The following is a 22,964-nucleotide window of genomic DNA, read 5'->3' as shown; positions in this document are numbered from 1 at the left end:
AATACCAATATATAATCAAAATTTCTTTTATAGTAAGAATCAATATAGCGATGGCATATAGTTAAACTACGATATGGAAGTGGTGTAGATGAAAATCAATGAAAAAAAGCTTGATTTAAGAGTTGCCAGGACTCATAAATTGTTAATTACGGCCTTTAGAGATCTGTTATCTGAGCAAGGCAAACTATTCAGCAATATCACGATTAATGAGATATGTGATAAAGCGATGGTTCACCGTACAACGTTTTACAAACATTTTGAGGATAAATTTGCTCTGTTATCCGCTACCCTCACGTGGGTTCTTCAGGATTATTTACAAATGAGTATAGAAGATCGGCTTCGGCAGCCCTTGCAAAGCCTATCTAGATTCATGTTGGAGAATTTACTGGAGCCGATTGTTCAAAAGCAGAAGAATGACAAGGGATTTACTGACTTTTTCAAAAACTATATCGGAGATATATCCAGAAGAGATTTTCTGGAATTAAAAAGAAGAGGTAAACCATTTTCACCTCCCATAGAACTCTTAGCCGAATATCATTCAGGGGTCATTAGTTTACTTGTGACGTGGTGGATATATCATCTTGAAGAAGATGTTACGGCAGAACAGATGGATGAGTATTACTATCAAATGGTTAACGAGAAAATCATGTTAGACTAGCACGAAGCTCATTCATAGATCACGTCCCATAAAGATGGCGATCAAAGAAAAAAAGCCGCTAAATTAGCGACTTCAATAGAACTATGTTCTTGTCTATCGATTAAATATTAGTCCAAAAGGCTGTAGATCTGAATGCTCTCCACCTTGGCATCCTTGATATGGAACGACATCACATCCACATAATTGGATGGCTCGTAACGGAAGTCATCCTCCTCATTAGGGGCTCCATCACCAAGCAGTTTCCCCTCAGGGTAGGCGTTCTTGAGTGTATCCAGGCTATCTCCTGCTTTAATGTTTCGCACTGTCGCGTACTTGGGATCTGTGATTTCGATATGAAAGATGGAGTCTTGTTTTCCCTCTGGTATACTGATTGTTTTAATCTCCAGACCAGGATACGTATAGACCTTTTCTGTAAAACCGATTAACGTATCCATGTTTGTTCCATCGTCGGCACTATACGTATGAGATTTCAGGTTATCCGGTTTGCCCAGCATCTGTTCCATCTGATCTTCATTCGCTGTATCCGAAATCGCAATGGTGTGCTCATTATAGACAAAAGCAAGCTCCTTCAGCACCACATTACCTTCCTTCTCCATCGAACCTTCCTTAATAGCTTCAGTACCCTTTTCTTCAGAACTTTCGGAAGCAGGCGCATTAGCATTTGTTGCTCCTTCGCCTTTGCTTTGTTCATTCGCTGTGTTCTGTCCGGTTGCTGGAGATGTAGCATCACTGGACTGACAGCCCGCTAATGCCACCGTTAGTAGAGCACCTAGTACGATAACACCTGTTGCTTTGTTTATCAATTTCATCATGATCCCTCCATAAATGTGTGATTTGTTCTTATGAAGTGATTATAAATAAAACATTTGTTAGTCTCATAACAGAAATGTACCAATCTTGTAACGTTAATTATTTACGATTGTGTTTCCGCACGGGGCAACACAATCGTAACGGTCGTTCCTTCCCCGATCTGACTTTCCATGTCGATATATCCATTAAACCGCTCTACAATCTCTTTGCAAATGGAAAGTCCAAGACCTGAACCGTTCGCTGTGCTTGCATTTTTCGCCCGATAAAAACGTTCCTGCACTCTATCCAGCTCATCGCCCGCGATACCGATACCTTGATCACGTATCCGTATAACTATCTCGCTTGGCGTATGTTCCAACTTCAATTCAATTAGCGATGAACTGCCTGAATATTTGATGGCATTGTCCACAAGGTTCGCAATCGCATGGGACATTAGCATTGGATTCACGTTGGCGTGGACTTTCGTCAGAAGCTTATCCTCCGATTCCGCTTCATCCTCCCTGAACATAATCTCGATTCCTTTATCTTTGGCCTTGGCCCCCATACTCGTTGCGACTTGCTGAATCAGTTCATTCATTTCCGTTTTCTCGACTTCCAAATCGTTAGAACCAGCCTTGTCGAATCGGGATAACAACAACAGTTCATTAATCAAACGTGTCAGCCGATCTGATTCCTGCAGCAGATGAGCATAGATTTTTTGCAACTCCTTGTCCACGTTTTCCCCTTCAACCAAGTATTGAGAGAAACCACGAATGGCTGCCAAGGGTGTTTTTAACTCGTGAGATACGTTGGAGACGAATTGCCTCTGGTACTGAATGTAATCATGAAGCTGCCGCCCCATGGAATCCAGCCCATCTGCCAGCATGCCCAGCTCATCCTTCCGATTGAGATGAACTCTCCGAAACTCCTGTCTAGAGAAACTTTGCGTAGCGCTAAGCAACAGTTTAATCGGCTTGGTAGTGTTGCGGGCAATCCACAGACTGGATAACGTAATCAGTACAATAAATCCGCCTGCACCCGCAAACAGGATATAACGGATTTGATCCATAATCGCATAAAAGTAGGAAATGTCCTCCACGAACTCATACACATAAGCGTTCTCGTAGAATTGATCCTGAATGGGAGTCGCAAAATAAAGCAGATGATCTTCCGTTACAGTGTAGGCATAACTGCCGCTCAGGGCTTTCTCAATATTTTTTTCAAAAATAAGAGGTTTGCCATCATTAATGATGATGCCATCCACAGCTAAGCCTATCAACTGCTTGGAGCTGTCATAGATACGTACTTCCTTGCCCGAAGCTTTCAGCTTCTCTAGAGCAAGTCTGACAATTTCCTTGGTCTGGGGCTCTCCTGAAGATGACCTATGCTGAGATAACACCTCACGGAAGGACAATTCGGACAGATCCGCCTTCTCCATCATCTGTTTCTCAATGGTAATGAAGCTGTAGTAATCGATGGCTTTATTCACCGCAAAAATGATGATGCCAAAGGAAAGCACGGAGAAAAACAAATAATTCAGCAGTAACCGGGTTGCGTACTTCAGGCCTCGCCACCTCCAAGTTGATAGCCAAATCCATAGATTGTCCTGACATACTTCGGTTCGTCCGCGTTATCCTCCAGCTTCTTCCGTAATCGCATGATGGTCATATCTACACTGCGACTGTCTCCCATAAAATCATATCCCCATCCGATCTGTAGCAGCTCATCCCGGGTAAAGATTTTGTCTGGCCTTTTGAGTAACGTTTCCAGAATTTTAAACTCTTTGGCCGTTAAAGACACGGGTACATCGTTTTTTAGCACCCTGCGGCTTTCCAGATCAAATGTCAGCTCTTCATGAATGATGCGTGTAGATTTCACTTCTGTTCCTTCACTTGATTCCTCCTTGCTCTCGTTTCTTCTCAGAATCACCTTGATCCGAGCGAGCAATTCACGATTGTCAAAGGGTTTGGTCATGTAATCTTCCGCCCCTAGCTCTAGACCCAACACCTTGTCGATTACCTCGTTTTTGGCAGAGAGCATGATCACAGGAACGGCACGTTTCCCGGTGATTTCCTTGCATAGGTCATATCCGGAGCAGTCAGGCAACATCAAATCAAGCACCACTATATCGGGTTGAAAAGAGTCGAGCAGCTGCAAGCCCGTTTTGCCGTCCTCTGCGGTCTGCACATCGTAGTTTTCTCGCCTTAGCACCAGCTCAATTAAATCTCGAATTGCGATTTCATCATCAATGACTAGGATTTTCTTCAACTGTACACCCCTATCTAGCCTTGTTTTCACCAGCTTCAATCAACTATTAACCCATCTTAGCACAGACACTTTAGATTCCTCCACCAACTGGAAGGTGAGGTATATTCCACTCAGCCCAACATAACTTGTAATAAACTCGAAGAAAGGAGAAAAATCCATGGATCTGCTCTGGGTACTCATTGTTGGTGGACTTATTGGCTGGTTAAGCGGCAACTTGATTGGGCGGGACGTACCGGGTGGTGTACTTGGGAACATTATTGCGGGTTTTGCGGAGCCTTTCGAAGACGTTAACAAAGAGAGGCGGAAACCGATCCCGTCGTTCATTAGTACAGGATGAACATAAAAAGACCGAAAGCATTCATCGATGGAAGATGAACACTTACGGTCCTTTTTTAAAATGTAATGACAATCTTACCTACAGCGTGGTGAGTTTCACTCAAAGCATGTGCATCATAAATCCCCTGTCTACTAAACGGGAATGTGGCCCCTACAATCGACTTTATCTTTTTCTCTTCCATCAGATCTGCCATTCTCTGCAATTGATCACCATCTGGCTGTAGCCAAATCCCCTTTGCTAAAACATTGTGAGACTTAGCCGTATCATGATTGGGTTCACCAACAATGGTAATCAGTCTTCCGGTATTTGGCTTAAGCACCTTATAGCTATTTTCAGCTACTTCTCCACCCATCGTGTCAAACACTAAATCTATATCTTTTAGAATCTCTTCAAAGTTTTCCTTTTTGTAATCAATGACCTGATCAGCACCTAAAGAATAAAGAAGTTCATGATTTTTTTCACTTGCTGTTGTAATAACATGAGCGCCGGCATTTTTTGCTAATTGAATGGCATACATACCTACACCACCAGCTCCAGCGTGAATAAGTACGGTTTCACCTTCTTTTAGATCGCCATGAGTAAACAGTACCTGCCATGCTGTTAAACCAGCCAAAGGTACAGCCGCAGCCTCCTCATATGAGATTGAATCAGGTAGTTTTGCCAGAAGGTGCTCATCAACTGCTGTATATTCAGCATACGAACCGAAACGTGTTGTATCAGGACGACTGAATACTCGATCCCCAACTCTCCATTTGGTAACGTTTGAACCAATTTCAGTTATGACCCCGGCTACATCCCACCCTAAGATAATAGGGAATTCCCAATCATACATTTCTTTTAAGTAACCCTCTCTTAATTTCCAATCGATTGGATTAATGGATGTAGCCTCTAATTTTACAACCACTTGATTGGCTTCTGCCCTCGGTTTATTTACTTCCTGCTCAACTAACTCTTCTTTACTTCCATATTGATTAATCACAACTGCTTTCATTGCTGTATCACTCCTCTAAGCTAATAGCCTTTTACGTGCTATTTCCGATTATTTATTTGTATCTAGTCACTGAGCGTTCATGCATATGATCCTTACTCATTTTTAAACAACCATGATAAAATTATGCAAAAATATTTAATTATTTAATGTTTGCCAATAAGGAATTGAAATCGTCTACCAAAATTGAACAAAAGTAGCCGGTCCTCTTGACCGACTACCTCTTTAGTCCACCACTTGATTTTGGATTTTACCTTCTTTCTTTCCATACAAGATGTAATATAGAAAAAATGTAGCTAAAACAATTAATCCGAGTATTACATACAAACCACTATATCCTGTAGCTGGAATTATCAAACCGATAATAGATGGGCCAAATCCGTTCCCGAGATCATAAAATATAAAGAACGTCGCAGTTGCTAAGCCAACTCGGTGAGGTTCAGCCAAATTAATGGCTATGGCTTGAGTTACGGAAGAAATATTACCAAATCCCAATGCAACTAATGCTCCTACCAATAACAATGTAAAGCTACTGTTAACTGAGCTTAAAAGAAGCAACCCTACTCCATATATAATAAGAGCCGGATATATAATAATGTTAGCTCCTCTTTTGTCCATTATTCGTCCAGTAAAAGGTCGTGATATTAAGACAAAAAAAGTATAAACCATAAAGAAGAAACTTGCTGTGTCTATCAACCCTAACTCCAAAGCATAAATATTTAAATATGAAACTATACCGGAAAAACAAAAAGTCATAAAAAAAATAATAATTGCGATCGGCATTGCTTTTGGCTCAATAAAGTCAGAGATTTTTATTCCCTTTTTATTGTTGTTCTCCATCTTGTATGTTGCGGGAAACTTCAGAAAAAATGCGATTGCTAAGCTAAAAACTCCAAGCAATAGACTTAAAGAAAAAATCATATCAAAGTTTGAATTTCGACTCAAAACTAAACCAATAAATGGACCGATTCCTGTGGCCAGGGCCGTACTAATGGCAAAATAACTTATCCCTTCACCTTTTCGTGATACAGGAAGGCTAAATACAACAACCGTGCTCACAATTGTAGAGATAACACCCACTGTGATCCCGTTTAAAAGCCGATTTAATATGAGAAAGTTAACATTGAGATGAACGAAATAAAGTAATGTTGTTAAAATTAATAAAAATAAGCTGATCATCAAGATTTTTTTGGAAGGTATAAGACGTCCTGTAAACAAACGCCCTAATAAAGAACCGATGATAAAAATACCTGCGACGATACCAGCTTGGCCGGTTGATGCATCAAATTCATTAATTGCATAAAGAGTGATTGTCGCGTTTAATAAAAAGAAAATTAATGTCATAATGAAATTGATAGATGAAAGAATAATAAAGTTTTTCGTCCACAGTTTAGGATTCGTTTGATTCATTGCATATCCTCCCGCAGGGCAAATTAAAAAGTGTACGATTCGCCGTCTTCGGGAACGAATAAGCTAGATGTGAATCCCTTTTCTTCTCCAAAGTTTTTTAGTTCTTTTCTAGATAATGTCCAATGATTAACTGCTTCCATATGGACAGAGATAATTTTGGCGTTGGGAGCCGCCTTATACACCTCGTAAACATCTTCTTTGCCCATTATAAGTGAGCCCCAATCATGCAAACTATTATTTCCAGCGTTCAACACGATAATCTCAGGAGTATGGGAAATGATTTCTTTTCGAACACCTTCATACCATACTGTATCTCCGGCAAGGTACAACGTCTTCTCATTGGCATGTTTGAAGACAACACCACATACCTGTCCCATCATTTTTAATAAATCTTTCCCTCTGCCGTGCTCGCCTTTTGTTTTAATTAACTGAATACCTTCAAAAACGGTATCTTCAGTAAGTACTTCTACTTGTTGAAAACTGTCACTTTCAATTTGTTTAGCATCTTCTTCGTTTTGTACAAAAACTTTGGTGCCTTTTGGAAGCACTGCTTTTGCTATATCATCGTAGTGATCTAGATGCAAATGAGTCAGAATAACAGCATCGACATCTTTAACGATATCGTAAACGGACATGGGCAAGTCAATTATAGGATTTCTCAGATCCTCTCTGATCCCCGCCGAGAATGGATCATATAAACCCTTGTCCGCGAGTAATGGATCGATTAGGAACTTTTTACCTGCATAATGAACAATGATTGTTGCATTTCGAACCAGTTGAATGTGCATATTTATATATAATTCTCCTTCTGTTTTTTAATTTTGTTTGTTGACAATGATAAGTTTATACTAGATGCAAACTTCAAATACACAGATTAAATAAAGTGTATTGGTCTTTTTACTTTATTTTTTAAAGGAGATGTGTTTGATTTGGATCAAACAGATAAACGAATTATTGAAGAGCTTAGCCAAAATAGTCGAATTACGATGAAAGAATTAGGGGAAAGAGTTCACCTAACTGGACCTGCAGCAGCGGCCCGGGTAGAAAAACTTGAGAATACTGGAGTTATAGAGGGATACAGCATTAAAGTTAATCAAGCAAAATTAGGATGTTTTACGTATGCATTTCTAAATATCTATATTAAAGATACACACCATCAACCTTTTCTCTCATTCATTCGTGCTAAAGAGAATCACATCCTAAATAATTACAAAATAAGCGGTGATGGATGCTATCTGCTTGAATGCAGGTTTCCAAGTAACGAAGCCTTAAACCAATTTTTATTAGAGTTAAACCATTATGCTAACTACAAATTATCTATTGTAATCGATAAAACCTTGTAAACAAAAACGTAAAAGGTCCATTTTTAAAAAAGAGTATATAAGAAGGTTTTTAAAAATCCTGCTCTTTAGTTGAATGAAGGCAGCCGATCATTTTGATCGGCTGCCTCCTTTGATTTAATTGAGTTATCGTTTCCCGATAGTTAGTTATTGTTATAATTTTACATAAAAAAACTATTGAAATGGACTTAGTTTTCGCTTATATTTGACTTATCAACAATTGACTAGTCAAACATTGATAGCTCAACAAAATATAAAGGGAGAGTAATTATTATGAAACCATACCAACAAACAAACGATTTTAACGAAATTATTTATGGACGCCGCTCCATTAAGACATACGATTCATCCGTAAAAATCAGCAGGGAAGAAATGACTCAAATCATCAATGAAGCTAGCACTGCCCCTTCCTCCATCAACATGCAGCCTTGGCGCTTCCTTGTGGTGGATACTCCAGAGGGAAAAGAAAAACTCGTCCCACTGTCCCGCTTTAACAAAGAAAAAGTCGCTCAAGCTTCTGCTGTCATTGCTGTGTTTGCAGACAAAAACAATTTCGATTATGCAGAAAACATCTATGGAAAAGCTGTTGAGCATGGCTTAATGCCACAAGATGTTAAGGACTTTCAGTTGAAGGCATTCAAACCGATCTATAACAACATGTCCGATGCTGAAATGAACGATGTCATTATGCTTGACGCCGGTCTGGTTTCCATGCAATTGATGCTGGTTGCCCGTGCACATGGGTATGACACCAATCCAGTCGGCGGTTATGAAAAAGACCAAATTGCCGAAGTGTTTGGCATGGATAAAGAACGCTATGTACCAGTCATGCTACTGACAATTGGAAAAGCTGCAAGCGAGGGATACACCTCCTACCGTATGCCAGCCGAAGAGACCACGTTTTGGGCATGATTCAAAGCGATAGTGCGAGCAGTCTCCACATTGTGATATAGTTGCCTTTAGTTGCTGAATGTCTTGGAAGGAATCTGCCTTGTTATCATGAAGCTTTTCAAGACATTCGGCACCATTCAAGGAGGGGCAAACATGAATTGTTCGCTGGAACAAGAAACCTTATTAATATTACTTAAAAATATAAGCAATCAGCTGAAACCTAAATTTGAACGTTGTACGGGGATCAGCTCCTCACGATACGTTCTGCTGTATCATCTCTATCTTCATGAAGAAGTTACACAAAGCCATTTGCAGAAGGCCATTCATATTGACAGTGCTGCTGTTACACGCCATTTGAAGCAACTGGAAGCAGACGGTTTGGTGTCACGAAGAAGAAACCCCGACGATCATCGGGAAACCTTCGTCCGGTTAACAGAACAAGGGCTAACACATATCGCCGATTTCAAGCAGGATCGAAACCAGTTTCTTCATCAGATGATACTGGATTTCAGTGAAGAAGAAGTTGCAATGATGGCCGACATGCTTACACGCATGCAATTTAATCTGAAGGATCTGTAAATTTACGATGACAGTCAGCCTTCTTCAGATTTCTTTTCATAAATGAATAAAACTAGTTAGATGAGATGATACAATATCTCAGATTAACAAGAGATTATAGGCCATATATTATTCAGGCAAGATCAAAACAAACCGCTGAGTGTTTCATTACATGGCGGTTTGTTTTAATTTATCAACAGCTAGCTTTTCGAAATATTACAAGTTGGACTAGCACATACTAAGGAAACAGTTGGCTGAAGCTTACATAATGGAGGTCTCATCATGGTATTTACAATCACAATTATCATCGTTGCACTGTTTGCAATATGGGGAGCCGTCGCTCCTGATCAGCTAGCGGATGTGGCTAATGTTGCCTACAACTTCTCTATTCAGAATTTTGGCTGGTTTTATTTGCTAGCGACACTGTTCTTCCTGATCTTTGCTTTTTATCTGGCGTTCAGCCGGTTTGGGGGTATTAGGCTTGGGGATGACGATGATGAGCCGGAGTATTCTACGGTTTCCTGGCTGTCCATGCTGTTTAGCGCAGGTATGGGCATTGGGCTGGTTTTCTGGGGAGTTGCTGAACCGCTGTCCCACTATTTGTCTGCACCTGAGGGGGCGGTACCCGAAACAACGCAAGCAGCCATACTTTCAATGCGTTATTCCTTTTTCCACTGGGGGCTGCATCCTTGGGCTATCTATACCGTCATCGGCTTAGCACTTGCTTACTTCCAGTTCCGGAAAGGATACAAAGGGCTGATCAGTTCCACCTTTATTCCTCTGATAGGTGAGCGACTTGCTTCAGGCTGGCTTGGTAAGGTTATTGATATTCTGGCGGTCATATCCACCATCTTTGGTGTTGCGACCTCGCTTGGATTGGGTGCTCTTCAGATCGGCGGGGGTCTGAATCACTTATTTGGTATTCCTAACTCGACTCTGTCTCAGGTTGTCATTATCATAGTTGTAACCGTACTGTTTTTAATCTCGGCAACCTCCGGTCTGGATAAAGGTATTAAGATTCTGAGCAACGTCAACCTCGTTATAGCTTTGTTATTGATGTTGTTTGTATTGGTGACTGGACCGACTTCTTTTATATTTGACACATTCACAACAACCTTGGGCAGTTACATGCAGAATATTATTAACATGAGTTTGAGACTGACGCCGTTCTCAAGAGAAACCTGGATTGGAGCATGGACGTTATTTTACTGGGCATGGTGGATCTCGTGGGCTCCTTTTGTCGGCACTTTTATCGCAAGGGTATCCAGAGGAAGAACCATAAAGGAATTTGTAATTTACGTCATGGTTATTCCAAGTCTTTTCGGATTTATCTGGTTCTCCGTCTTTGGCGGAACAGGACTTCACATGGAATTGTTCAATGCCGCTCATCTGGCGGAGGCTGTCAAGGAAGATACGACAACCGCTTTATTCCTTATGCTGGAGCAGCTGCCTTTGGGCACGATCGTGGCATTCATCGCCACAATGCTGATCATGATCTTCTTTATTACGTCGGCTGATTCAGCTACCTTTGTACTGGGCATGCTCACTTCAGATGGCAAACTGGACCCGAGTACAAGAGTGAAATTAACCTGGGGAATCATGCAGTCCTCCATTGCGGTAGTACTGCTAATCAGCGGGGGGTTAACTGGCCTCCAGACGGCATCCATTGTAACCGCATTGCCGTTCGCTATTGTCCTTATCGGTATGTGTTTCTCCCTGCTCAAGGCTCTAAAGGCTGAGGACAAAGAGCGCCGTCAGAAGGAAAAACGGCAGCGCCAAAAGCTGAAACGACTGCTGGAGGAACAAGAAATCTCCTTGAAGGAAATTTCCGGCAGGTAATGTATACTTGATTTGATCTCTATAGAAATGGTACCTGCCTCCAGGCAATCGGACCATGTTCTTGTCCATTCGGTAAGCGGTACAAGTTCTTGTCTTGGCACGTGACACGAACTTGTACCGATAACATAAAAAAGCCGCTAAATTAGCGACTGCAATGGGAATATGTTCTTGTCCCTCGACACTTTTCTATCTCCTCCCTGTGTACTCCTCATTCATATTTTGTAATCCATAAATCTTAAAACATGCCTCATACAATCACCATAATTCGCTTATCAACATAAATAAAACCTCCAATGAGAGCTATTAAATCTAGTTTGCTTCTATTTGGAGATTTTAATCTTATAGATGATTGAATTAGCGTTTTTCGTTAGTTTAAAGAGAGTTCTAGATTGCAATTTACAGTATTTTATGTGAACTCTTATGATCTTTGACCTTATAGTAAGAATTATTATCATACTTACTTAATCATTATGTTGTTCCCCTGCTTGCCCACAGCGGGGGAACAACATAACCTTATAGAAGGGGTCCCTTTATACAAATGCAATTGCATACTCCGTCACTACAAATTATCTATCGACTTGTCCCATTGAACGTCAGAGTCAGTAGAGATTTAAGCCTCAACTGTTTCTGGTCTCTTCACCTGAAGAGGTGGAGGAATAAGCCACCCTTTTTCTTTACTCATTTGAAGAATACGAAGGCCTAAAGCGATTTTAGTAACGTGATATTTTGCAAATAAGGCTCCAATATCTTCTCTAATGGATTGGCCCATAACTTGACTACACGCCACTAATCCCATTGAAGTATCAGAAGCAATACTTGCTGCTATTTCCGGATCCGTAAATCTGGCACCAACAGGAATGTCTTCCAGCTTTACTGGAGGTCTTTCTGGTAAGGCTGGTGTTGGTGCAATTCCGTTATCTTTCAGCAGGGTATCGCACTCTTTAATTTCTAATTTAGCTTGATCAATTAGTGCATCGATTATTTTTTTCAGATCCTTATCTCCTGCGTGATTCAAAAAGGCTTGGTAGAAGGAAAGAGCTCCCTTTGCAACCGTTGAACATTGCCATACGCTGAAGATTTCACCATAATGCATAGGTTCATTTTTTGGATTACCACTTAATATTCCCATCATAACAGCTCCTTCATATTTTATTTCCCACCAAAGTATAGTTCCATGTTCATGGAGAACATATTCAAAAGTAATAAAATACCGATGGAATAAAGAACAGATTTTTGGAGAAATTAAATTCATCACACATACAGGAGGGAACTTTCATGAAGAAGCAAATAACAACTTTTGTTGTATCCATTTGTTTATTAGGTGCATTGGCTGTACCTGCCTCTGCTCACGGTGTAAATGAAGCAACCCAAGATGGACGAGGTATTAACACCTACCAAAACAACAGCTCTAATTATCAACCAAACAGTGTAAGGGCAAATTCAACGGATAACGATAATGGTATGGATTGGGGATGGCTGGGCTTACTTGGATTACTAGGTTTGGCGGGAATGCGCAAAAAAGTATCCGATCACTCCAATCGATAACAGATTATGTTGTTGTCATTAGACAGGCCATGTGCTTTAACTACCAGCTATCGTTTTTTCTCGCAACGGTTGTGATGATCGTCGACTACCTTAATTTCATTATAAAAAAAGAACCCAAGTTTATGGGTTCTTTTTTTGTCTGTTTCCTTAATTCGTTCTCTTTAAGTATTTAAATCATGCAAGCCTGGACTGTGCTCATTAGGAAGTTCCGGCATATACGGAAGTGGGAATCCCTGAGGAGGTTCCGTGACTTGTAGCTCACCGCCATTACGACTAGGTGTTTGACCGCTGTATACTTCAGCAATTCGTGTATTGTCCAAACGGAAGTTAAATTGGGCATTGTGGAATCCGAGGTCAACATATTTCTGACACTCTGGATATTTGTTGATATCGTAATTAGGAACAGGAAATACTTTGCCCCAATTGACGCCTAATGTCTCCAGTGCCTTAGCGAAAGCGTTTTGGTGAGCATTGTCACGAACGATTAGAAATGCCAAAGTTTCGCGGAACGCTTTGTTGTTGCTCATTTCATAGATCCGTGTTTTTTGTAATACCCCGGTTGATTCCAGCACAACGTTATCGAGCAAATTGCTTACCAAGTTGCCATGATCATACACATAGTTCCCGAGCCATGGATTCCCGGCAGCATCTACAGGCAGTGAACTTTGAGCGCCCATAATATAATGATGTGGATTGGCATGTTTAATCGCTTCGTCCAGCGGAGCTCCATCAATACCTGCATTTCCTACTCCCTCGGCTCCAGCTCCGGTCAGCAATTGATTTATTGTCTGTTGCACCAGTTCCACATGGCTTAATTCCTCCATAAATACACCACACGAATTAAGTCCCTATACTGCTGTCCTTTTCCACGGAAATTACTGCTCTGAAAAAAATACTGCATCATGGTTCGCATTTCACCAAATTGTCCGCCAAGGGTTTCCTGTAACACTTTTGCGGCAGCCGGATCGGGCTTGTCCGGGACGATCATGTTGATCAAATCTTCTCGATAAAAAAACATGGTTGTCCTCCTTTCAAGTAAATTACAACTTTTAGTATTTAATTAACCCTTAATTTTATGTAAATGTGTGATTAACCAATTGTTGGTGATATATTATTTGCAGTTTTCCATGGTTTGCTTCAGAAAACTGCTTGTATAGCGACATGAATGAAAGCTGTGACTCTATTCTGGTCTATCGACAGTTTGTTTATATATCGATCTGTGGAGGCTATGGAAGTCGGATGATTTTTAAACTTCTGGGTATACTACAGCAAGTCATTTCAACAACTTTAAGGAGGATGAGTAATGAATCAGGAATTGAATTACGGTACAGATTACAAGTTCGTCCCCGTAACTTCAGTAGGAAATGGTGTGGGGATTGAAATATTACCTGATTTATTTTGCTATACTATCCAAATCGTCAATATCTGTCTAGTGGGTAAGCCGGAATCTGACGAGTTCGTTTTAGTAGATGCGGGAATGCCAAAGTCAGCAAATGAAATAATCTCTGTCATTGAGGAGCGTTTCGGAGTAAACAGCCGCCCCAAAGCGGTAATCTTGACCCATGGACACTTTGATCATGTCGGAGGGGTGATCGAACTTGTCAAACACTGGGAAGTTCCGGTTTATGCACATCCGTTGGAGCTCCCCTTCCTCACAGGGGTGAAAAACTACCCGGAACCAGATCCTACAGTTGAAGGTGGTTTGGTAGCGAAGATGTCCCCATCTTTTCCGATTGAACCAATTAACCTTGGAAGCCATGTGCAAACGTTACCTCCTGACGGAACTGTACCCCATATGCCAGGTTTTAGATGGATTCATACGCCAGGACATTCGCCGGGGCATATTTCATTGTATCGGGAAAGTGACGGTACGTTAATCGCAGGTGATGCTTTTGCTACTGTAAAACAAGAGTATATGTATAAAGTATTTAATCAGGAATTGGAGATAAGTGGACCCCCTCGCTATTTGACAACAGATTGGGAAGCTGCAAAGCAATCTGTTGTTAAACTTGAGAGTTTAAAGCCATTGGTTGCTGTAACTGGCCATGGACTACCAATGTCTGGTGAATTACTAACAACAAGCCTGAAAAAGCTGCTTAATGAGTTTGACCAGATTGCCGTACCGGATTATGGAAAGTACGTTAACTAATTTTATTCCCTTCGAGTATAGTGTTTGAACATCCGATCAAAGCCCTTTTTGTTGCATAAGAAGGGCTTTACTTAGGTTTAGGCGTTTTTTGCGTTAATATAGAATATGGATTTTCATCTTTAGCGTCAGCATGTGAGCAACTATAGGAATATAGAAACAGCGGCATTGTAGGACACTAATATCCTGGAATGCCGCTGTTTGATTCATACTACAAACGTTCCCCAGTTCCTGGAGGAGTTAATGTACAATGAGGACTGGGCAACTTGATAGCTGTGGAACCTTGTGGCTGACACTTCCAAGCATCATTTCTTTTATGCCCGTTAGCCCACGGCTTCCGATAATAATAAGTTGTTGCTCGGTATCCTTTGCATAATTCAATAGTTCATGCCCAGGATCTCCCTTAAGATGAACAGTTTCCGGGTTTATCCCCGCAGACTTTAATTTAGATTTCGCTTGATGCAACTGTTCCAAACTCTCTTTCTCCATTTCGTTCAGTATGTCTTCCAAAAAATTCTCTGGTACATATGTCATGCCATTTGACACATAATCCTGGCTGACATTAACCAAGGTAACTTGAGTTTGTTTATTTTGGGCTATTTCAACGGTTGCATCAAGGAGTTTGTTCGTTATTTCAGATTTATCAATGGCCACCATAATTTTGTCAAACATAGTTATCACCCTTTCCGTGGCAATTCGTAACCATTTCGACTACCTACAACACGATTACTTGCTGCTCCGATACCAACTAAAAAGAGTAACACTGAAGCCCCAAGAAGAATGAAAAGTGGCAGGTTCCAACTATTTGTTGCATCGTGCAGATATCCTATAAGGGCTGGACCAATTGCGGCAAGAAGATATCCGATCGATTGGGCCATGCCAGATAGTTCCGCTGCTTGATGCGCATTTTCAGTGCGCAACCCAAAAAACATCATGGCCAAACTAAAGGCGAAGCCTCCACCAATTCCGAGTATGACGATCCACAAAAGAATGACATTAGAACTTCCGTAAAGAAGTCCGAGCGTCCCCGTCAAAAGCAGAATGGTTGTGATGATTACTAACAAACGTTGGTTAGACATACGCCCAGCAATAACAGGGACAATAAAGGTAAATGGAAGCATCGCTAACTGCATGATCGAGAGGTACCATCCAGATTGGTTGGAGTCAATTCCTTGCTGCTTTAAAATTTCAGGCAACCATGCGATCAATACATAGAAAACCATAGACTGTATACCCATAAACAAGGTTACTTGCCAAGCAAGCGGGGATCGCCAAACATTCACATCGTTGCTTGCCATTTGTTGACTCGTCGTGACAGTTTGTTTCGTTTGATTTCTTAATTGGGGTAACCAACAGAGGATTGATACAAAGCTTAGAATCCCCCATATTCCCAATGCTCCCTGCCATTTTAGCCCTGCATTCATGGATAGCGGTACACTGATTCCCGATGCGATTGCTCCACATAAATTCATTGAAATGGAGTAAACTCCTGTCATGGAGCCAATTTTATGTGGGAAATCCCTTTTGATTATACTTGGCAATAATACATTACATATGGCAATGGCGAATCCAAGAACTGCTGTTCCAATAAATAGATTAACTGCGCCAGATAAAGATCGTATTACAATACCAACAGTCAGAAAGATTAGGGCAATCAAAATGATACGCTCAACCCCATACCTCCGTCCTAATTTTGGTACAAGAGGCGATAATAAAGCAAAGGCAAGCAAAGGTACCGTTGTGATCAGGCCTGCTAATGTATTTGAAATATGAACGTCATCCCTTATAAAACCCACTAAAGGACCAACTGAGGTTAAGGGAGTACGTAAATTAGCTGCAATAACAATAATGCCGAGAATGAGCAGCGCTACAGAGGATGGCACGAATTTATTATTTTGTTTATTCGGCATTCTTCATTTCTCCTTCCTGAATTTCTTACGTATTATATTTACTTCTTGTTGGCTGAAAAACTTTGCTATAACATCCACGCGAATACTAAAATTATATTATAATATACTTTTATAGACAATAATTATTTTATAATATACTTTAATGGATTAAAAAAATACAACTCTGAATTCCCATCGTGGAATTCGGAGTTGTATTTAATAAGTGGATTTTCGGCTTTTAGAAGTCATATTTTAAGGATATATGGAGCACTGTTTCGTTATTCGTATGATTGGTATAAGCGTGAGGATAATCTGCACGAAAACTGATCGTATCATATTGATTCAATGTGTAAATCTCTCCATTGACTTGTAACTCAATGGAACCGGTCATTACTGTCGCAATTTCAGTTGTATTCACATGATGACCTTCAGGATAATACGAGCTATTTGGCTGTAAGTATGCTCGACACATTTCAATATCGTTGCTTTTAAAGACGGGTTCAATGATCCAATTTTTCTCTTCATTAGAAAACCGCAGTCCCTCCCCTGCTCGATACAAACTAACAGGTTTCTCTGATGTGAACAAAGCCAATAGCGGTAAAGATATTCCTTTTGAAATTTTCCATATGATGGCCAAAGTTGGATTTGTCTCGCCGCGTTCGATATTCCCTAGAGTAAGTTTGCTTACGCCCGTTAATTCTGATAAGTCGTCTAAGGTCATGTTTTTTTCTTTTCTATACTTTTTTAATGCACCGCCGATTTGTAATACAATTTGTTTTGACTCATCAATTTCATCCATTTGATATTCACCTCAATAAAAAACTATATAGCTAGTATATTGTTTATCCAGATTCTTTTCCATTCCCGTTCAATAGAACGTGATGAGATTTTATTGATAAAATTGTATTAAAAGGATAAAATGACGAGCATCAACGGTTTTATTCGAAGAATGGTATAGCTTATGAAAGGTGGTTTAGCAATGAAGATTCTCATAGTGGGCTATTTTAGCAAGACCTCAAAATCAAATATTGCAAGGAGTTTTCCGCAAGACTGGAACGTTGTAATTGTTCCGCCCGGAAAAGAAATGCTGGATCATATTGAAGATTGCCAGGTACTCATCCCTGAACATATTAAAGTGGATCACAGTCTGCTTTCTAACGCAAAAAAATTAAAATTGGTACAGACAGGTGCAGGATTTGATAATGTGGATGTCCCTGCCTGTACACAGCGCGGCATTTGGGTGGCCAATGCTGGAGGAGTGAATGCACAGGCAGTGGCCGAGCACGTCATGGCACTGATATTGTCTTATTATAAAAACATACCGTTTCTTGATACTTTCATGAAAAACAAGATGGATGAAAATCAATTGGACTATACAGGGAGTGAGTTAAAAGGAAAAACGATTGGAATTATCGGTTTGGGTGCTATTGGAAAAAAAGTAGCTACGTTCTGCAGGGTCTTTGACATGAATGTGCTGGCGTATGCGAGAAATGCCACTGTACAATCGGATGGTTTTGTGAAAATGACGGATTTCGATACTCTTGTAAGTACATCGGACATAGTCAGTGTACATGTACCCTTGAATGAGCAAACCAAACAGCTGATCAACAAAGCGGCATTCAAAAAAATGAAAAATACCACTCTTTTTATCAATACAGCCCGCGGAGGCATTGTCAACGAAAGAGACTTGATTGATGCATTAAAAAACGGGGATATTTCAGGCGCATGCCTGGATGTGTTTGAATCTGAACCGCTTCCGATTGACAGCGAGCTCCGGAATCTGGGTAATGTGATACTTACTCCCCATACAGCAGGAATGCCTGATGGTCGGAAATTTCATAAAACAAGATATGAGTTCTTTATAAAGAATATAAGACGTGTAGAAAATGGTGAGGAGCCTGAAAGCAAGCTCAATCAGTTATGATGTTTTGGTGTAGGGGTACCTTTCCCCTGCCCGTTTTGCACAGCAATTTACCGCAAGATCCGTAGCGTAAGTGTCCTCTTTCTTGACAGAGGTCCATCATACAGATTGATTCGAATTAATGATTTTGCTTAAGTTGGTATTCAAGTTCATGAAGTATGATCTATTGTTGCCAACGGTTAAATCGGTACGAAGTGTCAATATCTTCTCTATGGATTTCCCGCTTCGGGTCAATGACTTCCATAATGAGCTTATGGTCAGTAGAACCTGTCTCATAATCTCCATTCCTTAAGAGATCATAATAAATAACGATATTAAGCATATCTTTCCCTGCGCTAAGCGTTTCCTCACCTCTCGTAATGTTGAGCTGTTAATACTCGTTATCTGGTGTTTTGTAGTAAGCAACTAACTGTGACTGCTTGGATTGCCGTTTTTCCTGGTTGGTCATTTCCAGTTCCGTGTACATTAGATTGGACTTTGCGTCAAGGTAAATGGTGGTCAAGCGTTCACGGACTTAGGTCTGCATTTATTCAATGCCTAATGATACAGAAAAAAACCTCAGCCGGGTTAACCGAGATGAGGTTCTTTTAACTTTCTAGCAGGTCTCTCACGTATGCTTTATTTAATAACTTCAACCTTTTTTTCCCCTGCTGACTTCGCTACTTCTAACGTTGTTGTCCCTTGAATAGCGACTATCACGCCAGTAGCCAGCATAGAAACGATTAAAGCTGCACTGAGTGCTGTGGACATTTTCTTCTTGACCATAATCATACCTCCTATATTTATTATGTAATAAGTGGCTCAAGACGATGACGAGCCGAGGGTGACTAATCAATTACAATATTTCTTTTTTTTATTGAGTAATTCACCTAATGATTGTAGTATAACGTACTGACAATGATTGTAAAACAATTTTTTCCATTTGGAGTCTCATCCCATCGTTCCCACCTTACAGCAGTTCAAAATGAAGTTGAGTCTCAGGTAACTCCGTATTTCCTTTCCACTGATTTGCACCGTATCCCAATTCCAGAACCGCAGCAATGCGCTCGTTACTCAGTACACCAAACATTTCAGTACGGCTCGGGTCGTACATCCAGTCATGCAAGGTACAACGCACACCCAGACTTTGCTCATGAGCCAGCAAGCGGAAATTCTGAATTAGGCAGCAGACAGCTGCAAAGTCCTCTTCCCGCTTATATTGATCCGCCTCTTCCTTCACCAAGACCAGAAGATACGCAGGGGCCTGGTTCTGTAATCCCTGCATGATGTCCCCATACTGGTTATCGGCAAAGATAAATCGCCACGGCTCTCGGAGTCCATCATTTGGCGCCCATACGGCATGATTGAGCAACTCAAGGATTAGATCCTGCGATACCGGTTGATCCAAAAACGCACTCGGACCGTCCATGTCTCCTTCCAAATCTGACAATTTCATTTTCATATCCTCCTCTTCTATGTAGACTGTCCTCGCAATACGGTCCACTTCTGCTCGGCTGGTGTTCTTTTCCGACTTCTTGGCGCTTTGTCGTAATACCCTATATGAAGAATACCAACAAATCTTTCATCCTCACGTAAGCCAATTCCATTGAAGAACCCTTCATGCTGAATCATGGACTCTGTATCCCACAACATTCCTAACCCTCGTTCCCAGCCCAGCAGTTGGAAGCTCTGCATCACCCCGCAGGCAGCCGCATAATTGCGGTCATTGGTCAGACGATTCGGTCCTACAGTCGACATAACAATGACGTGGGCAGGAATATCGGTAAATCTCTTTTTAAAAACATCCAGAAGTTTCCCTGGAATCAACTTGCCGAGCTTGCTTTGTGACATCTGTTCCAGCATGCAGTCCACCAACCGTTTGCGTGCTTCTGGAGTTCCGGCATATACTACACGCCATGAGCCAGACTCAACAGATGGTTGAAGCCTTATAGCCTTACGCAGTAATGCTACAATTAAATCCTGGTCCACCGGCGTAGAGTTACATTTACGAATACTCCTGCGCTCCCTGATCAATTCCGCCAGACTCATATGCTTCACTCTCCTTTGTTCTATCTGGATTCAATATTAATACTGCTGTCTTGAAGAAATTGATGGATTACTTTTAGCTCCGTTTCCGAATATTTGTCGAGAGTACGATAAAAGCGCTCAGCCTCATGTATATGCAGACGTTCATGCAGTTCAAAGATTTTTTTGCCTTGCGGTGACAATCGGAAATAGCTCTCCTTTTTGTTGTCGTTCATTTTCGTACGTTTGACGAATCCTTCCTCCAGCAGTTTGTTGCCAATTTTGGTGATACTTGCTTTGGACAAATTCATTGCCTCGGCAATACCCGTGTTGTTAATTGGCTCATGCTTGCCTATGCAATCTATCATATGAACCGCGGTCAAATGCTGAGGGATTTTCTCGATGCTTTCACGCTGGGCGATACTTAGGAAATGCTCGATTTCAGTATCCTTGTGGTTCTCATACACATGTAAAAAACGAATAAATTGGTCATAAAGCAACTGTTTTGTTCGATCTTTTGAGATCATTCTTTGATCGCTCCTTATTTACTTGTAAACAAAAATATTCTTTTAAAAATAGGGTTATTCTAAATAAATTATTATATTTAGTTTACTGGTTAACAATATATCATGAATGATAATGCTTATCAACTATATTCTCTGACATTACAACATTACTCTATAATCCAGGACAGAGACCTGCCTTGAACGGATTATCTTTTAACCTGCTCGTTAGTTAAACAAAAACAGCCGATCACGCTGATCGGCTGCTTTCTTAAACTTGGGTTATTGGACTCAGTATCGTTCTCTCTACTTAAATTATACCGTTATTTTTTATTTTTTTATAGACTGTTTTTTTTGAAATTCCTACACTATACTGCTAAATACAAAACTAAAAACGAGGTGGATCCGTATGGATGACAAAAAAGTGATCATAGATCAAGGTCCTTTTTTTCATGGTACAAAAGCAGAACTGCAAATTGGTGATTTATTAGAACCACAATTTTTATCAAATTACCAAGAAAAAAATTCGAACCATATATACTTTACTGCAACATTAAATGCTGCCAAATGGGGTGCTGAATTGGCAAGATCTAATGCAAAAGAAAGAATTTATATTGTAGAACCATTAGGAGATTTTGAAAGTGATCCTAACGTAACTGATAAAAAGTTTCCTGGAAATCCAACACGTTCATATCGATCTAAATCGCCACTTAAAATAGTAGCTGAATTAGCTTCATGGGAAAGACACTCTGAAGAAGAGATTAATCACATGATTACATCTTTGAGAAAACTAAGTGAAGAAGGAAAAAATATAATATATGATTGATTCCTCTCGTTAGTTAAACAAAAGCAGCCGATCACTTGGATCAGCTGCTTTCTTAATATTATTGAGTTAACTTTTCCTATCACTTTAAATTAACTTTTTCTCTATATCAAAAAGCTTAGAAATACGGGGGAATAGACGAAAGGCATTGCCATAAGCGATCGCCTTCGCGTTTTCTTCGCTGATCTGCTGTGCTTCATGGAATACCGACTCCCGCTGTATCCGAAGGACGCTGTCCGCTGGCCAAGGTATGTCCGCTCCGAACAGAATCCGATCAGGCGCAATCAACTTTTGGATCGTGCCGAGGTTCAACGTGGAATCATAATAAAGGTGGTCCAGTTTGGCTATTTCAGCTTGAAATTGTTCCGGTGTTGTTTCAACCTGAATCGAATCTTGCCCGATGGCGGCAAGCGCAATTCTCCATTTGATATACGGCACCATGCCCCCTGTATGGGGAAGAATGAACGTAATGGATGGATATTGGTCGAAAATGCGATGAACAGCCATCGTAGTGACAGCCCGCGTTGTATCGAAGGTGCCCTCAAGCAATGCAGGACTAAGTCCAGCGATTTTTTGTGGTATAAGGATGGGATGCAGAAACACAACAGCACTGCGTCGATCCAATTCGGTTAACAATTCGGTGTAATCCGGATGGCTTAAATATTTCCCCTGATAACTTGTCAGCATTGCAACACCATCCATCTCAAGAACATCAAGTGCATACAAGGTTTCTTCCATGGCTGCTGCGGGATCGGGGAGTGGAAGCGTTGCAAATGCACCATACCGCTCAGGATGAAGTTGAGCATACGATGCGAGCTCTTCATTCATTTTACGTGCCAACGTGTTGGCAGACGATTGATCGATGAACGTCAGATCTGACGGGGCTGAAAGGAATGAAAACGAAATGTCACATACATCCATTTTTTGCATCCCGATCTCGGGCGTCCACTTCGGCATAAAACTTGGAATTTCCATTCCCAGCTCCCGTTGCTTTCGTTGCATTTCTTTAGAGATGATATGGTGGTGAACATCAATGACAGGATTAAACATGCGTG

Annotated in this window: 24 protein-coding genes and 2 pseudogenes; 10 read left to right on the top strand and 16 right to left on the bottom strand. The window is 40.8% G+C overall.

Going from position 1 to position 22,964, the window contains the following annotated elements:
* Positions 1-88: 88 nt before the first annotated feature.
* A complete protein-coding gene (locus MKY01_RS16655; RefSeq protein ID WP_339282680.1) occupies positions 89-658 on the top strand; it encodes a TetR/AcrR family transcriptional regulator in 570 nt (189 codons plus the stop codon).
* Positions 659-765: 107 nt separating this feature from the next.
* Here MKY01_RS16655 and MKY01_RS16650 read toward each other — a convergent pair whose 3' ends face one another.
* The 3 genes from MKY01_RS16650 to MKY01_RS16640 form a co-directional block, all read right to left on the bottom strand.
* Positions 766-1,470, bottom strand: coding sequence for a hypothetical protein (locus tag MKY01_RS16650; protein ID WP_339282678.1), 705 nt, complete (start codon positions 1,468-1,470; stop codon positions 766-768).
* A gap of 101 nt (positions 1,471-1,571) precedes the next feature.
* The gene (locus tag MKY01_RS16645) at positions 1,572-2,936 is read right to left on the bottom strand and encodes a HAMP domain-containing sensor histidine kinase (protein WP_339282676.1); all 1,365 of its coding nucleotides are present in this window, start codon (positions 2,934-2,936) and stop codon (positions 1,572-1,574) included.
* A gap of 71 nt (positions 2,937-3,007) precedes the next feature.
* On the bottom strand, positions 3,008-3,715 hold the full coding sequence (locus MKY01_RS16640; RefSeq protein WP_282321257.1) for a response regulator transcription factor: 708 nt from the start codon (positions 3,713-3,715) through the stop codon (positions 3,008-3,010).
* 157 nt (positions 3,716-3,872) lie between these two features.
* On the opposite strand from MKY01_RS16640, the pseudogene MKY01_RS16635 reads away from it, so the two are divergent.
* Positions 3,873-3,983, top strand: a pseudogene (locus tag MKY01_RS16635) (GlsB/YeaQ/YmgE family stress response membrane protein); the annotation flags it as partial.
* A 124-nt stretch (positions 3,984-4,107) separates the two neighbouring features.
* On the opposite strand, the gene MKY01_RS16630 reads toward MKY01_RS16635, so the two are convergent.
* From MKY01_RS16630 to MKY01_RS16620, 3 genes are all read right to left on the bottom strand, one after another.
* On the bottom strand, positions 4,108-5,043 hold the full coding sequence (locus MKY01_RS16630) for an NADP-dependent oxidoreductase (RefSeq protein ID WP_127549323.1): 936 nt from the start codon (positions 5,041-5,043) through the stop codon (positions 4,108-4,110).
* A gap of 222 nt (positions 5,044-5,265) precedes the next feature.
* Complete coding sequence (locus MKY01_RS16625) at positions 5,266-6,450, bottom strand: MFS transporter (RefSeq protein ID WP_127549325.1); 1,185 nt, start codon at positions 6,448-6,450, stop codon at positions 5,266-5,268.
* Between the two features lie 23 nt (positions 6,451-6,473).
* On the bottom strand, positions 6,474-7,238 hold the full coding sequence (locus tag MKY01_RS16620; protein WP_127549327.1) for an MBL fold metallo-hydrolase: 765 nt from the start codon (positions 7,236-7,238) through the stop codon (positions 6,474-6,476).
* Between the two features lie 141 nt (positions 7,239-7,379).
* Here MKY01_RS16620 and MKY01_RS16615 point away from each other — a divergent pair, with 141 nt between their 5' ends.
* The 4 genes from MKY01_RS16615 to MKY01_RS16600 all read left to right on the top strand — a co-directional run bounded on the left by MKY01_RS16615 (position 7,380) and on the right by MKY01_RS16600 (position 11,078).
* Positions 7,380-7,793: an Lrp/AsnC family transcriptional regulator gene (locus MKY01_RS16615; RefSeq protein ID WP_127549329.1), complete on the top strand. Its 414-nt coding sequence runs from the start codon at positions 7,380-7,382 to the stop codon at positions 7,791-7,793.
* A 270-nt stretch (positions 7,794-8,063) separates the two neighbouring features.
* Positions 8,064-8,702, top strand: a complete 639-nt coding sequence (locus MKY01_RS16610; RefSeq protein WP_339282673.1) for a nitroreductase family protein — start codon at positions 8,064-8,066, stop codon at positions 8,700-8,702.
* A gap of 132 nt (positions 8,703-8,834) precedes the next feature.
* Complete coding sequence (locus MKY01_RS16605; protein WP_339282671.1) at positions 8,835-9,260, top strand: MarR family transcriptional regulator; 426 nt, start codon at positions 8,835-8,837, stop codon at positions 9,258-9,260.
* A gap of 261 nt (positions 9,261-9,521) precedes the next feature.
* Positions 9,522-11,078 (top strand): BCCT family transporter, encoded by a 1,557-nt coding sequence (locus MKY01_RS16600; RefSeq protein ID WP_339282669.1) that lies wholly within the window; start codon positions 9,522-9,524, stop codon positions 11,076-11,078.
* A 610-nt stretch (positions 11,079-11,688) separates the two neighbouring features.
* Here the strand turns inward: MKY01_RS16600 and MKY01_RS16595 are convergent.
* Positions 11,689-12,207 (bottom strand): DUF3231 family protein, encoded by a 519-nt coding sequence (locus MKY01_RS16595; protein WP_339287194.1) that lies wholly within the window; start codon positions 12,205-12,207, stop codon positions 11,689-11,691.
* Between the two features lie 146 nt (positions 12,208-12,353).
* Here MKY01_RS16595 and MKY01_RS16590 point away from each other — a divergent pair, with 146 nt between their 5' ends.
* Positions 12,354-12,623: a WGxxGxxG family protein gene (locus tag MKY01_RS16590; protein WP_339282667.1), complete on the top strand. Its 270-nt coding sequence runs from the start codon at positions 12,354-12,356 to the stop codon at positions 12,621-12,623.
* 161 nt (positions 12,624-12,784) lie between these two features.
* Here MKY01_RS16590 and MKY01_RS16585 read toward each other — a convergent pair.
* Positions 12,785-13,641 (bottom strand): annotated as a pseudogene (locus tag MKY01_RS16585) (manganese catalase family protein).
* A gap of 285 nt (positions 13,642-13,926) precedes the next feature.
* On the opposite strand from MKY01_RS16585, the gene MKY01_RS16580 reads away from it, so the two are divergent.
* Positions 13,927-14,772 (top strand): MBL fold metallo-hydrolase, encoded by an 846-nt coding sequence (locus MKY01_RS16580; RefSeq protein WP_339282665.1) that lies wholly within the window; start codon positions 13,927-13,929, stop codon positions 14,770-14,772.
* 237 nt (positions 14,773-15,009) lie between these two features.
* On the opposite strand, the gene MKY01_RS16575 is transcribed toward MKY01_RS16580, so the two are convergent.
* The 3 genes from MKY01_RS16575 to MKY01_RS16565 form a co-directional block, all read right to left on the bottom strand.
* A complete protein-coding gene (locus tag MKY01_RS16575) occupies positions 15,010-15,441 on the bottom strand; it encodes a universal stress protein (RefSeq protein ID WP_339282664.1) in 432 nt (143 codons plus the stop codon).
* A gap of 5 nt (positions 15,442-15,446) precedes the next feature.
* A complete protein-coding gene (locus tag MKY01_RS16570; RefSeq protein ID WP_339282662.1) occupies positions 15,447-16,679 on the bottom strand; it encodes an MFS transporter in 1,233 nt (410 codons plus the stop codon).
* A 217-nt stretch (positions 16,680-16,896) separates the two neighbouring features.
* On the bottom strand, positions 16,897-17,457 hold the full coding sequence (locus MKY01_RS16565; protein WP_339282660.1) for an XRE family transcriptional regulator: 561 nt from the start codon (positions 17,455-17,457) through the stop codon (positions 16,897-16,899).
* A 180-nt stretch (positions 17,458-17,637) separates the two neighbouring features.
* On the opposite strand from MKY01_RS16565, the gene MKY01_RS16560 reads away from it, so the two are divergent.
* Positions 17,638-18,582 carry an NAD(P)-dependent oxidoreductase gene (locus MKY01_RS16560; RefSeq protein WP_339282658.1) on the top strand — a complete coding sequence of 315 codons (945 nt, stop codon included), beginning with the start codon at positions 17,638-17,640 and terminating at the stop codon, positions 18,580-18,582.
* Between the two features lie 615 nt (positions 18,583-19,197).
* On the opposite strand, the gene MKY01_RS16555 is transcribed toward MKY01_RS16560, so the two are convergent.
* From MKY01_RS16555 to MKY01_RS16540, 4 genes are all read right to left on the bottom strand, one after another.
* The gene (locus tag MKY01_RS16555) at positions 19,198-19,344 is read right to left on the bottom strand and encodes a hypothetical protein (RefSeq protein WP_164783312.1); all 147 of its coding nucleotides are present in this window, start codon (positions 19,342-19,344) and stop codon (positions 19,198-19,200) included.
* Positions 19,345-19,528: 184 nt separating this feature from the next.
* Entirely contained in the window at positions 19,529-20,014 is a 486-nt protein-coding gene (locus tag MKY01_RS16550; protein ID WP_339282655.1) for a nitroreductase family protein, read from the bottom strand.
* A gap of 17 nt (positions 20,015-20,031) precedes the next feature.
* Positions 20,032-20,607, bottom strand: coding sequence for a nitroreductase (locus tag MKY01_RS16545; protein WP_339282654.1), 576 nt, complete (start codon positions 20,605-20,607; stop codon positions 20,032-20,034).
* A gap of 20 nt (positions 20,608-20,627) precedes the next feature.
* Complete coding sequence (locus tag MKY01_RS16540) at positions 20,628-21,110, bottom strand: MarR family transcriptional regulator (RefSeq protein WP_017688279.1); 483 nt, start codon at positions 21,108-21,110, stop codon at positions 20,628-20,630.
* A gap of 385 nt (positions 21,111-21,495) precedes the next feature.
* Here MKY01_RS16540 and arr point away from each other — a divergent pair, with 385 nt between their 5' ends.
* The gene (arr, locus tag MKY01_RS16535) at positions 21,496-21,912 is read left to right on the top strand and encodes an NAD(+)--rifampin ADP-ribosyltransferase (protein ID WP_127549338.1); all 417 of its coding nucleotides are present in this window, start codon (positions 21,496-21,498) and stop codon (positions 21,910-21,912) included.
* Between the two features lie 84 nt (positions 21,913-21,996).
* Here arr and MKY01_RS16530 read toward each other — a convergent pair whose 3' ends face one another.
* Positions 21,997-22,959 (bottom strand): amidohydrolase family protein, encoded by a 963-nt coding sequence (locus MKY01_RS16530; RefSeq protein WP_282321264.1) that lies wholly within the window; start codon positions 22,957-22,959, stop codon positions 21,997-21,999.
* Positions 22,960-22,964 lie beyond the last annotated feature (5 nt).

Source organism: Paenibacillus sp. FSL R5-0486, from assembly GCF_037975155.1.
Lineage (GTDB): Bacteria > Bacillota > Bacilli > Paenibacillales > Paenibacillaceae > Paenibacillus > Paenibacillus amylolyticus.
The sequence above is the reverse complement of the archived record's forward strand: the minus strand, read 5'-3'. Positions and strand labels throughout refer to the sequence as shown.

What these genes read in the sequence shown, in the direction of transcription:
- MKY01_RS16655 (WP_339282680.1), top strand. Translation starts at nt 89, where the DNA reads ATGAAAATCAATGAAAAAAAGCTTGATTTAAGAGTTGCCAGGACTCAT.
- MKY01_RS16650 (WP_339282678.1), bottom strand. Translation starts at nt 1,470, where the DNA reads ATGATGAAATTGATAAACAAAGCAACAGGTGTTATCGTACTAGGTGCT.
- MKY01_RS16630 (WP_127549323.1), bottom strand. Translation starts at nt 5,043, where the DNA reads ATGAAAGCAGTTGTGATTAATCAATATGGAAGTAAAGAAGAGTTAGTT.
- MKY01_RS16625 (WP_127549325.1), bottom strand. Translation starts at nt 6,450, where the DNA reads ATGAATCAAACGAATCCTAAACTGTGGACGAAAAACTTTATTATTCTT.
- MKY01_RS16620 (WP_127549327.1), bottom strand. Translation starts at nt 7,238, where the DNA reads ATGCACATTCAACTGGTTCGAAATGCAACAATCATTGTTCATTATGCA.
- MKY01_RS16610 (WP_339282673.1), top strand. Translation starts at nt 8,064, where the DNA reads ATGAAACCATACCAACAAACAAACGATTTTAACGAAATTATTTATGGA.
- MKY01_RS16605 (WP_339282671.1), top strand. Translation starts at nt 8,835, where the DNA reads ATGAATTGTTCGCTGGAACAAGAAACCTTATTAATATTACTTAAAAAT.
- MKY01_RS16600 (WP_339282669.1), top strand. Translation starts at nt 9,522, where the DNA reads ATGGTATTTACAATCACAATTATCATCGTTGCACTGTTTGCAATATGG.
- MKY01_RS16595 (WP_339287194.1), bottom strand. Translation starts at nt 12,207, where the DNA reads ATGGGAATATTAAGTGGTAATCCAAAAAATGAACCTATGCATTATGGT.
- MKY01_RS16590 (WP_339282667.1), top strand. Translation starts at nt 12,354, where the DNA reads ATGAAGAAGCAAATAACAACTTTTGTTGTATCCATTTGTTTATTAGGT.
- MKY01_RS16580 (WP_339282665.1), top strand. Translation starts at nt 13,927, where the DNA reads ATGAATCAGGAATTGAATTACGGTACAGATTACAAGTTCGTCCCCGTA.
- MKY01_RS16575 (WP_339282664.1), bottom strand. Translation starts at nt 15,441, where the DNA reads ATGTTTGACAAAATTATGGTGGCCATTGATAAATCTGAAATAACGAAC.
- MKY01_RS16570 (WP_339282662.1), bottom strand. Translation starts at nt 16,679, where the DNA reads ATGCCGAATAAACAAAATAATAAATTCGTGCCATCCTCTGTAGCGCTG.
- MKY01_RS16565 (WP_339282660.1), bottom strand. Translation starts at nt 17,457, where the DNA reads ATGGATGAAATTGATGAGTCAAAACAAATTGTATTACAAATCGGCGGT.
- MKY01_RS16560 (WP_339282658.1), top strand. Translation starts at nt 17,638, where the DNA reads ATGAAGATTCTCATAGTGGGCTATTTTAGCAAGACCTCAAAATCAAAT.
- MKY01_RS16555 (WP_164783312.1), bottom strand. Translation starts at nt 19,344, where the DNA reads ATGGTCAAGAAGAAAATGTCCACAGCACTCAGTGCAGCTTTAATCGTT.
- MKY01_RS16550 (WP_339282655.1), bottom strand. Translation starts at nt 20,014, where the DNA reads ATGAAATTGTCAGATTTGGAAGGAGACATGGACGGTCCGAGTGCGTTT.
- MKY01_RS16545 (WP_339282654.1), bottom strand. Translation starts at nt 20,607, where the DNA reads ATGAGTCTGGCGGAATTGATCAGGGAGCGCAGGAGTATTCGTAAATGT.
- MKY01_RS16540 (WP_017688279.1), bottom strand. Translation starts at nt 21,110, where the DNA reads ATGATCTCAAAAGATCGAACAAAACAGTTGCTTTATGACCAATTTATT.
- arr (WP_127549338.1), top strand. Translation starts at nt 21,496, where the DNA reads ATGGATGACAAAAAAGTGATCATAGATCAAGGTCCTTTTTTTCATGGT.
- MKY01_RS16530 (WP_282321264.1), bottom strand. Translation starts at nt 22,959, where the DNA reads ATGTTTAATCCTGTCATTGATGTTCACCACCATATCATCTCTAAAGAA.